13 protein-coding genes are annotated in these 14,317 nt (G+C 36.7%); 10 read left to right on the top strand and 3 right to left on the bottom strand.

From position 1 onward, the window contains the following. Positions 1 to 65: 65 nt before the first annotated feature. The 3 genes from DI076_RS20140 to DI076_RS11700 all read left to right on the top strand — a co-directional run bounded on the left by DI076_RS20140 (position 66) and on the right by DI076_RS11700 (position 1,560). Complete coding sequence (locus DI076_RS20140) at positions 66 to 227, top strand: hypothetical protein (protein WP_167396528.1); 162 nt, start codon at positions 66 to 68, stop codon at positions 225 to 227. A gap of 370 nt (positions 228 to 597) precedes the next feature. Further along, positions 598 to 924: a hypothetical protein gene (locus DI076_RS11695; RefSeq protein WP_108960022.1), complete on the top strand. Its 327-nt coding sequence runs from the start codon at positions 598 to 600 to the stop codon at positions 922 to 924. A 9-nt stretch (positions 925 to 933) separates the two neighbouring features. Then, the gene (locus DI076_RS11700; protein WP_108960023.1) at positions 934 to 1,560 is read left to right on the top strand and encodes a TetR/AcrR family transcriptional regulator; all 627 of its coding nucleotides are present in this window, start codon (positions 934 to 936) and stop codon (positions 1,558 to 1,560) included. A 363-nt stretch (positions 1,561 to 1,923) separates the two neighbouring features. On the opposite strand, the gene DI076_RS11705 is transcribed toward DI076_RS11700, so the two are convergent. Beyond that, entirely contained in the window at positions 1,924 to 2,589 is a 666-nt protein-coding gene (locus DI076_RS11705; RefSeq protein WP_108960024.1) for a hypothetical protein, read from the bottom strand. A 241-nt stretch (positions 2,590 to 2,830) separates the two neighbouring features. Between DI076_RS11705 and DI076_RS11710 the strand changes: the two genes are divergently transcribed. The 3 genes from DI076_RS11710 (at position 2,831) to DI076_RS11720 (ending at position 7,422) form a co-directional block, all read left to right on the top strand. Next, positions 2,831 to 5,110: a cyclic nucleotide-binding domain-containing protein gene (locus DI076_RS11710; RefSeq protein WP_108960025.1), complete on the top strand. Its 2,280-nt coding sequence runs from the start codon at positions 2,831 to 2,833 to the stop codon at positions 5,108 to 5,110. Positions 5,111 to 5,357: 247 nt separating this feature from the next. Next, a complete protein-coding gene (locus DI076_RS11715) occupies positions 5,358 to 6,653 on the top strand; it encodes a lactonase family protein (RefSeq protein ID WP_108960026.1) in 1,296 nt (431 codons plus the stop codon). A 79-nt stretch (positions 6,654 to 6,732) separates the two neighbouring features. Then, positions 6,733 to 7,422: a tetratricopeptide repeat protein gene (locus DI076_RS11720; RefSeq protein WP_108960027.1), complete on the top strand. Its 690-nt coding sequence runs from the start codon at positions 6,733 to 6,735 to the stop codon at positions 7,420 to 7,422. Positions 7,423 to 7,448: 26 nt separating this feature from the next. Here DI076_RS11720 and DI076_RS11725 read toward each other — a convergent pair whose 3' ends face one another. Next, positions 7,449 to 7,925, bottom strand: coding sequence for a MarR family winged helix-turn-helix transcriptional regulator (locus DI076_RS11725; protein ID WP_108960028.1), 477 nt, complete (start codon positions 7,923 to 7,925; stop codon positions 7,449 to 7,451). Beyond that, the gene (locus DI076_RS11730; RefSeq protein ID WP_108960029.1) at positions 7,903 to 8,325 is read right to left on the bottom strand and encodes an SRPBCC family protein; all 423 of its coding nucleotides are present in this window, start codon (positions 8,323 to 8,325) and stop codon (positions 7,903 to 7,905) included. The genes DI076_RS11725 and DI076_RS11730 overlap by 23 nt, the downstream gene beginning before the upstream one ends. 285 nt (positions 8,326 to 8,610) lie before the next feature. On the opposite strand from DI076_RS11730, the gene DI076_RS11735 reads away from it, so the two are divergent. The 4 genes from DI076_RS11735 to DI076_RS11750 all read left to right on the top strand — a co-directional run bounded on the left by DI076_RS11735 (position 8,611) and on the right by DI076_RS11750 (position 14,308). Beyond that, complete coding sequence (locus tag DI076_RS11735; protein WP_108960030.1) at positions 8,611 to 9,378, top strand: hypothetical protein; 768 nt, start codon at positions 8,611 to 8,613, stop codon at positions 9,376 to 9,378. A gap of 266 nt (positions 9,379 to 9,644) precedes the next feature. Further along, the gene (locus tag DI076_RS11740) at positions 9,645 to 10,460 is read left to right on the top strand and encodes an arylamine N-acetyltransferase family protein (protein ID WP_108960031.1); all 816 of its coding nucleotides are present in this window, start codon (positions 9,645 to 9,647) and stop codon (positions 10,458 to 10,460) included. 162 nt (positions 10,461 to 10,622) lie between these two features. After that, positions 10,623 to 13,229: an FAD-binding protein gene (locus tag DI076_RS11745; RefSeq protein WP_108960941.1), complete on the top strand. Its 2,607-nt coding sequence runs from the start codon at positions 10,623 to 10,625 to the stop codon at positions 13,227 to 13,229. Continuing rightward, positions 13,226 to 14,308 carry a hypothetical protein gene (locus DI076_RS11750; RefSeq protein ID WP_108960032.1) on the top strand — a complete coding sequence of 361 codons (1,083 nt, stop codon included), beginning with the start codon at positions 13,226 to 13,228 and terminating at the stop codon, positions 14,306 to 14,308. Before DI076_RS11745 ends, DI076_RS11750 begins: the two co-directional genes overlap by 4 nt. Positions 14,309 to 14,317 lie beyond the last annotated feature (9 nt).

The following is a 14,317-nucleotide window of genomic DNA, read 5'->3' on the forward strand; positions in this document are numbered from 1 at the left end:
TTCTCCTCTAAAAAATAGAATCGCTTTCAGACACAAAATAACACTTGGAATCATCGTTCCATCAAGTGAAATTTGTTAAAAACAAAGTTGTGATCAAACAAGGGGAACATGGCAATGTACTCTATCTTGTGGCAACAAGTCATTCAGCTTATTTAATAATGGAAACCATTTCCATTTACACTTTCTCCGAAATCAGACTTAAACCATTGATAAATTCTAGGAATTGATTCGGTACATTCATAGTCATTCACCAAGATTTGTGAGATTGATCCGATAAAAATCTCGTGTAGATAATAGAGACATTCGATTCAAATTTCTGTGTATCAGTTGATACTGTAGATAATTAAATGACTTTAAGATTCTCAGAGCGCACATTTCCGGCTATCCGCTACAATCTTTGCAATCGCAAAGGATTTCCGCTTCGATCCAGGGCGCGGGAATTAAAGAAAAAGATAAAATTCCTTACGCTGCCTTCTACATTTTGAATATAATGCTTTTATCAAATCCCGAAAAAATCATTGCAAAATATTATATATCACGCTCTATATAATATTTTATACAGTATATCGGTTGATATATTTTATAAAATTGAATGAAATGACAAAAAATAATTTCAAGAATATCATTCGAATTAAAAAGCAAAAGGAATTGTTGATTCAAAAATTAGTAAAACTTCTAAAGAAGAAAGAATATAAAAAATTTCCGAATTACAAAACTCTTTCAGGGTTAATGGGTTTAACAGAAACCGAATTGAAATGTTACTTTCGAAACGCAACTGAAATCAAAATAGAAATCGCTAGATTCAATAGGAAACACTCGAAGAAAATAGCAAAAAAAAGAAGTTTAGAAAATGAAAAAGGAAAGCTGGATGAACTTTTACAGAATGATATGATTTTTTCATATTATTTTTGGAATTTTTTTTAGAGGTTGATTATGCCAAGACGGGAAGGAAGTAAAAACGAAGACTATGAAAACAAAAGAAATAAACTCCTTGAAACCCTTTTTCAAAAAATGGTTCAGAAAAAGTTCAGAGAATTTCCAAGTTTTCGAAATGTTTCTGAATTATTAAGTGTTTCTCCTCCCACCTTACAACACTATTTTGAAGATCGAAAAGGATTGATGACAGCTTTAATTCAATATATTGAGAAAAAAGGAGAAGGTTATCTAGAAAAAGTCAAACTTCCCCAAGGGAATGGAAAAGAATCGATATTCAAACTTTTACAATTCATTACGAGTGGGTTCCAAGAAGGTCCTGTTGGCACCATACATCAGTTTGGGTTAGCTCATGGTATGGGAGAAAAAGAACTAGGACCAACTTACCTAACTCACTTATTTGAACCATTATTAAATGCCGTGGAAAAAAGAATCGAATTCCACCAAAGAAATCATGAAATCATAAAATGTGAACCAAGAGTTGCCGCACTTTTTTTATTATCACCATTGTTCTTGGTTTTATTACATCAGAATAAATTAGGAGGGCATAAAGTACGTCCATTAAATATTGAAGATTATTTAAAAGAGCACTCAGATATTTTTTGGAAGGCATTTGGTAAAGAGTAACCATCTAATGGATTTTTGAATCAAAACTCGAATTAAAATAGTTTTTCTTCTGATTCTTATATCATCTACTGTATTTCCTAATGAACTTGGAAGAAAACCTCCACCGAAATATGATTGTACTATGACTTTAGGAATTGCGCCAGTCTATGGACCAGTTTTGTTTGGATCAAGATAGAAATGTGATTCAATATTCCCTGCTATTAGAGCAAACTACAAAGATAAGTTATTTCTTCTATCCGTGCGCCACCGATCGTAGCGAAAATCCTTTCCCAAAGGGAAAGATTGAAGCGAAGAGCGGGATCGCGATTCGATAGAATGATCCTCACCAAACAAATTCGAGGCGCCCAGATCAAATACAAAAGTTTATCGCTTCGCTCTATTCATTCGATAAATACGAAGCATTCCTTTCCCAAGGAAAAAACTGATACCAAGGGAAATCAATGCAAAAATAAAAGCGCCACCTAATGCAGTGAATGCGTTTGATGTTTCTTCCTGACAAAGATCGGAAGGAGAACCTGCGTATACTGCACTTGCTTGTATTTGATCTGAATCAACATTGGATTGAGTTGGATCGTATACTACTGTGACTGTATCTCCTATTTTGGATCCAATCCATCGGAGTTGGGCTTCCGATGATTTTTGAGTTTTTCTAAACGTTCTATTTTTGTTATCAAAATTATGATTTGCAATTCCCGATTCATAAGAAACTAGAACTTCCGTTTTTTGATTCACTTCTAAAAAAAAACTTCCCACCGATACTTGATACAAATTCCAATGGTTCCGTTTTGTTTGGTATTCAATGTTATAGACAACAAATCCAGATTCAGGATCAGGCAAACTTTTTTGAGAAATGATACCTGAGATCAATCGAAACTCTTTATGATGTATCGAATTTTCCTCACAAAATAGACGTCGGAATTCCCAATCTTCTTTAGCATTGATCACAAGAAGAGTGGAGAAGGTTGCCATAAGCCCAGCCACTAACAAAAGAAAAAAATAAGATGCAAAAGAGAATTTCGGAGATTTCATGATTAAATCACTTCCTTAGAATCTTGGATCCTATTTTCAAAAAGGAACGGGGAATTAAATCTACATCTTATTTTCGATTACTTCTCAAAAAATTACCATGCGAAAATTTTTCATTCTCCCCGAAAAAAATAGAGTCGCTTTCAAACTCATTCCATTCCCATGATCGACAGTGTGTCACGATTTTCGGTATCCTTGCCAAGAGGGGGGATCGGGATCGTAGAAAGATTATTATTCATTTTCTATGCGGTCAAAAACAATTACTCCAACCCTAAAACAAATCATTTCCAGTACTGATTTATTCCTAAACCTCTCCAAAGAAACAAAAGAACACTTGGAACGATCGTTCCATAAAGTTAATTTTGTTAAGAACAAAGTTGTGATCAAACAAGGAGAACATGGCAATGCACTCTATCTAGTTGCGACAGGTAGTTTCAGTGTTTATGTGACGAATGACGGAAAAAAGCAGAAATTAGGTGAGGTGAAACCTGGCAGTTGTTTCGGAGAAGGAGCTCTCGTGACGGACGAACCTCGAAACGCCACAGTTGTCTGTGACCAATCTGGCATCGTTTACCGCATTGATCGAAACGAATTCAAAAGAGCCTTTAAGGATCGATCGGAAGAGCTAAAAGCATTTGTCAGACTTATTAGCCGAAGGTCACGTGCTCTGCACAGAAGTGTGTTTCGTCCAGAACCTCGGCGCATTAAAGAACTCATTTCTTCGGTATCACTTTTCCAAGGTGTTGGAACCAAACTCATCTCTGAGTTGGAACAACAGATGGAATGGATTTTTCTGCCAGGTGGCGAAACTCTGATGCGGCAAGGTGACAAAGCCGACGGAATGTACGTCGTCGTTAACGGTAGTTTGGTGTATGAAGTTAGAAACGACCAAGGTCTAGTCGTATCAACAGGTTCTTTTTCCAAAGGTGATATCATAGGTGAGATGGCACTGTTAACAGGGGAACCGAGAACGGCAACAGTAGTCGCAACTTTATCATGTGAGATTGTAAAAATTAGCACCGTCGCATTCGAAACTGTATTTTCCAAACATCCGCCAAGTATGCTTGCGATCACCAAACTCATAGCTGATCGATTTACCAAGGACCGAATGGGAAAACGAACTGTCAAAAAAACAAGGAGCATCATCACTCTCTTTCCACTCCAGAAGGATCTTTCGGTTCGGGACTTTGCCCATAACCTTGCCAGTGCTTTAAAAAAAATCGGACGCACTACGATCGTCGAAAGCAAAGACTTTAGAAAACAAAAGGGAGACCGTGAACACGCAATATCAGACATTCTCGAATCCTTATATCATTTGCAAGACTCGCATGACTTCCTAATCCTATGTCCCGATTTTGAAGACAAACTTTGGACAGAAACAATTCTCCATCATACAAACCGTATTTTACTGTTAAGTGATGCAAAAAAAGCAGATGCCCTTTCTCCAGAAGAAATCCGTTTTCTGGGAGATTCGGAAGAAACCCATGGTCCCATCCGAGAACTAGTATTACTCTACTCTGACCCAAATGAAAAACCACAGAATATTTCTAACCTAACAAAGATTAGAAAAACAGATGTTGTCAGACATATTCGTACGTATAGTCACCACGGATTTGAAAGTCTAACTCGATTCATCACTGGCCGTTCCATTGGACTTGCTCTTGGTGGTGGAGGTGCAAAAGGGTTTGCTCATATTGGACTGATCAAAGCCATGCAGGAAGAGAACATTCCCATCGACATGATCGGTGGTACAAGTGCAGGGGCCCTTATGGCAAGCATCTATGCTTTGGGTAACGATGCTCCCAATTTGGAACGGATTGCTAAGGCTCTCATGAGTGACAAAAAAACGTTAAACGATTATACCATTCCCGTTGTATCTCTCATTCGAGGTAAAAAATTCAATACGGTGATTAAGAGTTTTGTCGGAGATACGATGATCGAAGATCTCTGGCTTCCTTATTTTGCTGTGGCAACAAGCCTTTCAAAAGCGCAAAAAGTAATCATAGACCGTGGTCCATTATGGAAAGCACTCCGCGCTTCCGCTTCGATACCAGGTATATTACCTCCCTTCTTCGAAAACAATGAACTGTTAGTCGATGGAGCAATGTTAGATAATATCCCCGGTGCTGTGATGCGAGAGAAGGGAGCTGATTTTGTGATTTCTGTGGCACTTGCGTCAGAAGGTGATTCAGCAGCCGATGAACTATTTGGTGGCATCTATCCCAAAAATAATTCAGGTGCATTACCATCGGCGCTTCGATTGCTCTTCAAACGGCTCTTCAATAAAGCGCAGAATTTAAAAGAAGCCCCAAACCTTCTTAGTCTTATGATGCGTGCCACTTTTGTGGCCTCGGATGCTGCGATGGCACAAGCAAAAGCTGAGTCTGATATTTTTGCAGAGTTACCAGTCGAAGAGTATGGACTCTTTGATTGGAAAAAGTTCTATGAACTGGTTGAGATCGGATACCGGTATGGGAAAACACATGCAAAGAATTGGAAAAAACAACTTGGGATTCAAAATTAATACATAAGAAAACCATCTTTGGACTGTGAAAGAAATTGATTTTTTTTTTACAAACAATCAATTGTATATTCTTCGCTCAATCGACTCTAACGATTCAAGCAAATCTGGATCATATACATCAAAAATAAATTATTGACCAAGCGATTTTGATACTAAATTAGTTGAGTTTTCTTATTGGGTATTGTTTACTCGAATTTGTTCTATTGGCGAGCATTGCCCATTTTTAAATTTAGGGATAAGTACGAGATTGACTCATTCACAAAAAGCCTTCAACATTAATGTATCTAGAATATTATCAGCCTATCGAAATGTTTTTCGCTGTTTCTGTTCCTTTGCATTACTTTATCTCCTATTAAACTGTAAACCAGCTGACCTCAATGCTGCCTGTGACCCTTCATCAAAAAATTTCTTTCTCTCAAAATTGATATCTCCGAATCAATCTTGCACGGGACAAATAGACCCTTCAAAGTCGCAACCGCTTCATTCCTTATATTTATCAGATGTTTCAAATGGTCTCCTGTATACTTTTAATACAAGAAACGATGGTGTTCTTTCCTTAAAAGGAAGCATTGCGACTTCATTAACAAATCCATTTACAATTTTGTGGAATGGAAGACATCTTGTGATCAATGGAGCAAATCAATTTCAATCCTATCTCAGAAATTCCGATGGTTCATTATCTTTGAAAAATACCTATGTTGCTAGTGTAACTCCTGTACTCATACAAGGTACCACAGCATTTCATCCTAGTGGAAAATTTTTTTATTACACAGTGAATACAGCTACTTCCATTACTTCTTTTTCAAAATTACAACTAGACTCTGAAGGAACTTTTTCCGGTGAAGCAAATACTGTGACGGGGCAAAATTGGTCAGTGATGGGCCCAATCCATCCAACGGGAAATTATTTCATGACCTTTCACAAACTAAGTGCAGCAACACGAATGTTTTACCCCATAGCAGATGTGAATACTGGAGCCGTTGGAACTCCAACAAGTAATGCAACAGTGACTGATACTACCCTATATCCCGAAAACGGACATTGTATCTATTCTTCCAATGCAAACTTTTTGTATTGTGCAAACAACTCGAACCTTGGGAATAATGGTTCAATTGTTCAAATGTCCGTTACTTCTACATCGAATGCCGTCCTTGCTCCGTCATCGGTTTTGGTTCAAAGTCCTACGGCATATCTATCTCCGAAATCAATTGTTCTTCATCCCTCTGGTCAATATATTTATGCTTATGGGGAAACCAATATCTATGCATATGCTGTTGATCAGGTAACGGGCGTTATTAATGCAACTGTTCTCAGTTCGGTTCCGACTCCCGGTGGTGCTTCTTGTACATCAAACTCAAATGTAACAAGACTAGCAATTCATCCGCTAGGAAATATGTTATATGCAGTTTGTGTCTCTACAAACGGTTCAAATCATTTAGGTTCCTATCCAATCAATAGCTCAGGACAGTTGAGTCTTCCGACATTAATTACAATTCCAAATACTACAAATAGCATGAATCTTCTTTTTGTATCAGGAAATTAAATTACTTGTTCAAATCAAACGAAACAAAATTATCTCGCGTAAGAGATGCATTCAAAAGTTTTTGCCTGAGGTAAATTTTATGTCATTTCGATTCTTAATCTTTTATCTCTTTTTCGTTCTAGAGATTCTCTCTCAAACCACAGAAAACTGGAACAAAAAAGGGATCGATGCCCTCAAAAACAAAGACTTTCTCACAGCTGTTGATTCATTTAAGAAAACATTAAAAGACAAACCAGATGATGCATTTGCAAATTATAATTTAGCATGTACATATTCCCTTTTACTCGCACAATGTGAAGACATTGAAAGTGAAGTCCACATATACAATCTAATTCAGAAAGCGATCAAATCAAAACCTTCTTATCAAAAAAAACTGCTAACAGATACAGACTTTGTGATTCTCAGAGGGAAATACTATTTTCAGAAATTATCTGGTAAAACAAAAAAAGATATTTTAACAAGTATTACCTGGTTTGGACCAAGTCCTGGAGCGTATGGCCCAATGGATCAATTTCAATTTAAGGAAGATGGAATTTTTATCTATAGTAAACTAGATATGACAGAATCAAATCCCATTGGTAAACTAGAATTTACAGGAAGATATAAATGGATAAACGACTCCCAATTGGAAATCCAATTTGATGATCCGAGTCCAAGGAAGGAAATTGGAAAAAACAAAAATTTACGGGTAAATTATTCCGATGGTAAATTGGAAATACAAGGTTTTGATCATCAATTTACCGATGATAATGACCGTTGTTCTGCATAACCTTTGTTTCGATGTAACTGATACAGTCAATATCTTGACAGTATTTTCAATAAACTCTCATTAAATTCATGTTTGGTGATACCTAATGCAGAAAAAAAATCGTGATCGAAGGTTTCTACCTTTTTTACTGCATTTTTTGTAATCAATTCACCACTCTTAGTTAAACTCACAATTTTTGCTCTGGTATCTGTACTGTGTTCCTTTCGATCAACATATCCTTTTTGGATTAAAGTGCGAATGACAGTAGAAGTAGTCATCGGATCGATCTTTGTATGTTCTGACAAAATAACCTGAGTCACTTCCTTTTCTTGTTGGGTCAACCAAAGGATACTTGCTAACAATACAAATTGTGAATGTGTCAATTTCAGTGGTTCAAGTGCATATCGAATCTGTCTTTGCCAAAGACTCGTTACTTGCCATAATAGAAACCCAGAGCTATCTTCTGCTTTGTTTACGCTAAAGTCACTCTTAACAATTGTACTATTTGATTTTTTTTGCTTCATTGATCTGAATTTTCACATCTTCCGCTAAATGACTTACGATATTTTTCATGACAATCATATTCCATAAAAACGCAAGTGGTCCCGAGATCGACATGGTGATTGTAATTTTGAGACCTTCAGATGTTTTCTCATAAAAATGTTCCCCAACCATTTTTGCCAAAGGAAATTTTGTAAAGTCCTTGAAATAAGAATTGGGTCTCACTTCTAGCAATTGAATTTTTACATCTGGTCCACCAGTTGGGCGAATCATAAAAAAATTCCCAGTTTCGAATGGTCCCAACATTTCCGATTTTTCAAGAGTTGAATCCCAATCTTTCCAGTGATTCACATCTGACATCAATTTCCAAATTTGTTCCTGTTTGATTTCGTTTGTAGTGTATGTGTACGTATTGACGATCATAAAATCTCCTATAGTATGTACACTTACTATATTTACACATATAATAGGAAACAATTATTTTCCACCAATTCTCGGGAATCTTTAAGAAGAAACTTCGATTGAGACCCATTCTACCAAGGGAAAACGCTACCTAAATTTCCTGACATGTGTTGAGTATTTTTACGAAAGGTAGCTGTTTTTTGTGTCATTTAGTGATTTTTTAGAAATATTTATGACATTTAAATAAATATTTGACATACTTTCACCAAATTTATAAGTCTGGGCTACTTGAAAAAGGAGAGAAAGATGAAAATGACAATCAACCTAATACTGGCATTGCTGTTTGCGACGAGCATCAGTGCCGAAACTTACACCGTGTTCATTCACGGTAAATCCAGCAAAAATCACGACGGGGTGGGAACTACCGATGTAAACAGCTATTGGGGGACAAACGCAAATGCGGTTTCTGGCGCCAAGATATTCATTGGTTACGATGGAAGCACTGACCCAAGAACGTACGGATCTGCGAGAGCCCAAACAAATATCACAACTGGTCTCATGAGTTATTGCAAGGGAACAAACACTTGTAAGGTTGTATGCCATTCCGCTGGATGTTATGCAATCGAATATTGGTTAGCAAGTTTAGCTGATACAACAACTTCCAAAGGTTTCAATATCACAAAAGTAACTGCACTTGCAGCTGCTTCCGGTGGTTCAGAGCTTGCAAACGTAATTGGCGGTGGCGGAAACGCAATGGATCAGTCACTTCAGGTAACCACTGCTCGTGGAGCTTACAATCACAACCTGACTGCATCCGTTACAATCAACCATGTTCCAGGATATAAAAGTAAGTTTGGTGCTAATTTTATCCTACCTGGTGCTGATGATTATGCAGTTGCATTTCACTCTTCTTGCGGATACAACCGTGCAGGTGGTCTAGACAAGTGCCAAAGTTCCTTTGTGAGTGGAAACACAACCTACACTCAGTATTCTGGTCATGTCAGAGCACCTTCTTTAACAGCAGCTGGACTCAACAAAAATCACAGTGAAATCATGAACGAAGGCGCAAGATAAAATAACCTACGTTGTATTGAATTTAGGTCTGGCAATGGAAATTGTCAGACTTAAAATGCGGGGCGCACATTTCCGGCTCTCCGCTGCAATCTTTGTTTCCACAAAGGATTTCCGCTTCGATCCGGGGCGCGTTGGCTTGGTTTTTCCAACTTTATTCATTGTCCTTCGGTAATTCTATAAACTTCTCGTTATGTGTTTATCTCAGAAAATTCTTTTACTTTCCTTCATAATGCGTTAACATAAAGAAAAGTATTAGGAATTTAATTTTGAACAATCAACAATTGATAGAAGCATATTTGAATCGTATTGGTTATAAGGGCCCACACAATCCTTCCCTAGAATTACTTCACAATATTACATTAGCCCATGTTCGCAGTATCCCTTTTGAAAACTTAGATATTCTTTTGGGAAAAAGTATCAACATTAGTTTGGATGCAGTGATTGAGAAATTAATCAATCAAAAACGTGGTGGGTATTGTTTTGAACAAAATGGACTTCTATTGTATGTTTTGCAAATACTAGGATTTCAAGTGACTCCCATCAGTGCGAGAGTTCGATTGGATAGACCGAGGGATTTTACTCCTCCACGAACACATGTTTTTCTAAAGGTAGAACTTTCTGGCACCACATGGTTTACTGATGTTGGTGTAGGTGGAGTATCACTCACTTCTGCGATCCAATTCATCCAAGATACAGAACAAATCACAAATCACGAAACAAGAAGAATTGTTTCTGAAGGAAATCGTTATTTCCATCAGGTTCTTTTTCCAAATGGATGGGTTGATGTTTGCGAATTTACATTGGAAGAAATGCCTGAAATCGATCGTGAGTTAGCTAATTGGTATACGAGTAACCACCCCAAATCACATTTTAAAGATCGCTTAATCGTTGCTAGAGCAGGAGATGATGGAAAAAGGATTACACTCGTCAACAGAGAATTTTCAGAACGTGATAAAAACGGATCTGCTAACAAATCAATCATCAATTCACCTAAAGAATTAAACTATGTTTTGAAAGAAAAATTCAATCTTTCCTTTCCTATCGATACAGAATTCCAATCACCTGGATTACAATGGGATTGATCCATTGTTAGACTAAAAAAGTCAGAAAATGAGAATTTTTTGAATCTAACAGTTGCAACTCCTTTTTTAATGTCCCACTCATAAAAGAAGTTAGGGCAATCATAGTTTTTGATTGCAATTTATTTCCATCCATTTAGAGATGAACCCTCCAGGAGAGATTTTTTGAAAATCAAACAACTTCTACCAGTCACCTACCTACTCTTAAATTATAAGGGCCGAATTGATAGAAAAGTGTATTGGATTGCCTCATTGTTTATGTGGTCCAATTTTTATGTATTTTACCAAACTTTGGATTATTGTTTGGGAGATACGAGTACCTGGATCATCTACCCACTGATGCTTTGGGGGATTCTTGCCGTTTCCGCAAAACGATTTCATGATATTGGAAAGTCTGGAAATACAATTTTACTCACACTGATACCCATTGTTGGTCCTTTGGTTGTGATCTACTTTTTGGCCTTCAAAAAAGGAGACCCTCAAAACAACAAGTATGGTTCCGTTCCTGGCTCAGAAATTGATTATTATAAAAACGATGATGGTACAAGTATCCCTCACTTAAAATCATCTGAGGTCATCATCAATGATGTGACCCGATTAAATCCTGTAATTGTTTCTTCCGTTTTTCGCCCCGTATCATTGGATGAATTGATCCAATTTGTTAAATCATCCAATGCTCCCATCTCAGTTGGTGGTGGTCGATTTAGTATGGGTGGCCAAACGGCAAGTCCAGGTTCAGTGCATATTGATATGCGAAAACTCAATCAAGTCATTGATTACAATCCATCTGAAAAGTGGATTAAAGTCCAAGCGGGAATACGTTGGTGTGACATCCAACATTATATCGATAAAGATGATTTATCTGTCAAAATCATGCAAACATATGCAAACTTCACCGTAGGAGGTGCATTGAGTGTCAATTGCCATGGACGATATATGGGACTCGGACCCGTTGTTTTATCAGTTCGATCCATTGAAGTGATCCTTGCAGATGGAAGTTTGATAAAAGCAAACAGAGAAGAAAACTCAGATGTATTTGCTGGGATGATTGGTGGTTACAATTCCGTTGGTATCATTGCAACAGTAGAATTTGATTTGGATGACAATGTCAAAGTCAAACAAGTCAGCAAAAAAATGAAAAAGAACCAATACTTCCAGTTTTTTAAATATAACATTCGCGAAGATAAAAAAGTAATTTTTCACAATGCAGACATTTACCCCCCTCAATACCAAAACATCAGAGCCGTTAGTTGGGAATTTACATTAGACAAACCTACTGTGAAATCTAGATTTATGCCTTTGCAATCTTCCTACCCAATCCATCGTTATTTTTTCTGGGATTTTACAGAATCTCCATTTGGGAAATGGAGGCGAGAGTACATCGTGGATCCACTTCTATTTTTTGCCAAAAAAGTGCACTGGAGAAATTATGAAGCAGGTTACGATGTTTTAGAATTAGAACCATCTGCGCGCGAAAAATCAACATATGTATTACAAGAATACTTTGTACCCATTGATAAATTCAATGGGTTCTCAGATCGATTGTGTGACATCTTAAAACGACACAAAGTCAACATGGTGAATATATCCGTTCGTCATGCAAAAGCAGATGAGGAAACGTATTTGTCTTGGGCACCTAAAGAGAGTTTTGCCTTTGTATTGTATTACAAACAAAAAGTAAACGAAACTGATAAACTAAAAGTGGCAGTTTGGACTCGAGAGCTAATGGACGCAAGTATTGAATTTGGAGGTACATATTATTTACCGTACCAAACCCATGCATCCAGAGAAATGTTTCAGAAAGCGTATCCGAAGTACAAAGAAATTTTTGCCCTAAAAGAAAAGTTAGATCCTAAGTTTCGATTTAAAAATATTTTCTGGGATACTTATTATAGAGAAAATCCAAAACCAGATTTGCCTGATTCGGTATTTCACCGCATTTTTGCGAATGTTAAATGGAGTGATGCACTTTATCGATTTTTGCAAGTGATCTTTAATCTTTATCCAGAAGAAAAATTCTTCCAATTGATTTACGATACCACCAAACAGTATAAAACCGATGAGGAAATTTATTCACAAATTGTACAAAGATTAAATTCAGTAAAACCATTCCATGCTGATTTAACATATGCATTACCTGCACTCTTCAAACAAAAAAGAGAATTGTCTCTTCAGATTTTGGAGCTTCTCGGAACCAATACAACCATTAACGGGTATTTGGAAATTGGAACCACAGGAAGGTACATTTCGAGCTTACAAAATAAGCTAAAATTGAATCAAAACATTTATCTTGTAAATTCAGTTCCACCAAAAAACAATCCTGTTGATATACTCGAAAGAGGAGGGATCAAAAAAATTGGAACTTTTTTTCCACTCAATGATTATGATCCCATTAGCAATGAAATACCATCTGAGAGCCTAGACCTTGTTACATGTCTCATTGGTTTACACCATATTCATTTACATAAATTAGATGCGTTTATCCAATCAATCAATCGTGTTCTCCGTGTTGGAGGTAAATTCATATTAAGAGATCATGATGTAAAAGATCCAGAAATGTTTGAATTTGTTTCCATTATCCATACAGTTTTTAATGCAGGGTTAAAAGAAACTTGGCAATATGAATCTGCTGAATTTAAAAAATTCCGTTCGATTGAGGAATGGGTAGAGATTCTAAAAAAATTCAATCTCCAAGCAGGACCAGAAAGACTCCTTCAAAAGGATGACCCATCTGATAACATTCTTATGATTTTTACAAAGGTATCAAAATGAGCCGATTGATCTTCACAACTCTAATTTCCTTTTCCCTTAGTATTAGTATATGGACAAGTAAACAATCCAGTACTGAATACACTGAAAAAGTCCCAAGTGAATGGATGGCAAATGAGACAAAAACATTCACTCCCAAAGAACATATACGTCCCGGTGACCAAACATTCTTAACTTTTCCAGAGTGGTTTTTGGTACATAGTCCCAAAGAACAGGCAATGTATTTTAGATCGAATACGTCTAGCACCTTTCCTTATTGGGAACATGTTTTACAATTATGGAAATCATATATGATTGTTTCGGATCAAATAATAGATTCATATGAATTTAACTATGGATACCATCTAATGATTGTTGTGTTGACTGTCAGTACAACAGTTGAGTATGGAGCCAAGCAGATCTATGAAAAGATGATTGGACGTATTACCTCAATAAGCGAAGACCAGGCACTCACTGAAGAGGACCAATTTAACGCAAAATTCACCCAATCTTATGTAGATTTTATCTTACAAACCCCTTGGTATGAATATAATTTTTTCCAAGAACTCAAATTACTTTGGACAGAAGTTCCATTGTTTGGCGATCATATGATCCGAAAATGGGAAAGACGTTATTATCTGACCACTGATATTTTTGTAAAAGCAGCTTATGGTTTTTTGATTAAAAAAGCAACAAAAGCAACTTATGAAGATCCCATCTTAGGAACTGCCATTGTATTGGATGAGAGTATCCCCACCAATGATAAAGTAAAATTACTAAGTGGAAACGATCCATTTCATTCCGTGTATTTGATCCCTAGGTATGCAGATTTCCATCCTACTTTGGAATCGATCCTTATTGGAAAAACTGTCGAATTACAAGAGATAGCTGGGAATACTTCGGCGACCTTAGTGACCATCCTATTAAAAAAAGATGAAAGTTTACCAACAATTCCTGATGCAAAAAGGGTATTCCGACAAGACATCCTGACAAGGCCCGGTGAAAATCGTTATGCACTTGTATCAAAAGTTCAAAACTTAAAAACCATGTTGGAAATTTTAAGAGAAAAAAACATAGAAATCGAACATATTTACGATTTTTAAAAAACCAGT

The organism is Leptospira ellinghausenii, assembly GCF_003114815.1.
In the GTDB taxonomy this organism is placed as follows: Bacteria; Spirochaetota; Leptospiria; order Leptospirales; family Leptospiraceae; genus Leptospira_A; species Leptospira_A ellinghausenii.

Bases quoted from the DNA above. Each gene is read 5' to 3' on its own strand.
- DI076_RS11700 (WP_108960023.1), top strand. From the start codon at position 934: ATGCCAAGACGGGAAGGAAGTAAAAACGAAGACTATGAAAACAAAAGA.
- DI076_RS11725 (WP_108960028.1), bottom strand. From the start codon at position 7,925: ATGAAGCAAAAAAAATCAAATAGTACAATTGTTAAGAGTGACTTTAGC.
- DI076_RS11735 (WP_108960030.1), top strand. From the start codon at position 8,611: ATGAAAATGACAATCAACCTAATACTGGCATTGCTGTTTGCGACGAGC.
- DI076_RS11720 (WP_108960027.1), top strand. From the start codon at position 6,733: ATGTCATTTCGATTCTTAATCTTTTATCTCTTTTTCGTTCTAGAGATT.
- DI076_RS11705 (WP_108960024.1), bottom strand. From the start codon at position 2,589: ATGAAATCTCCGAAATTCTCTTTTGCATCTTATTTTTTTCTTTTGTTA.
- DI076_RS11710 (WP_108960025.1), top strand. From the start codon at position 2,831: ATGCGGTCAAAAACAATTACTCCAACCCTAAAACAAATCATTTCCAGT.
- DI076_RS11730 (WP_108960029.1), bottom strand. From the start codon at position 8,325: ATGATCGTCAATACGTACACATACACTACAAACGAAATCAAACAGGAA.
- DI076_RS11750 (WP_108960032.1), top strand. From the start codon at position 13,226: ATGAGCCGATTGATCTTCACAACTCTAATTTCCTTTTCCCTTAGTATT.
- DI076_RS11695 (WP_108960022.1), top strand. From the start codon at position 598: ATGACAAAAAATAATTTCAAGAATATCATTCGAATTAAAAAGCAAAAG.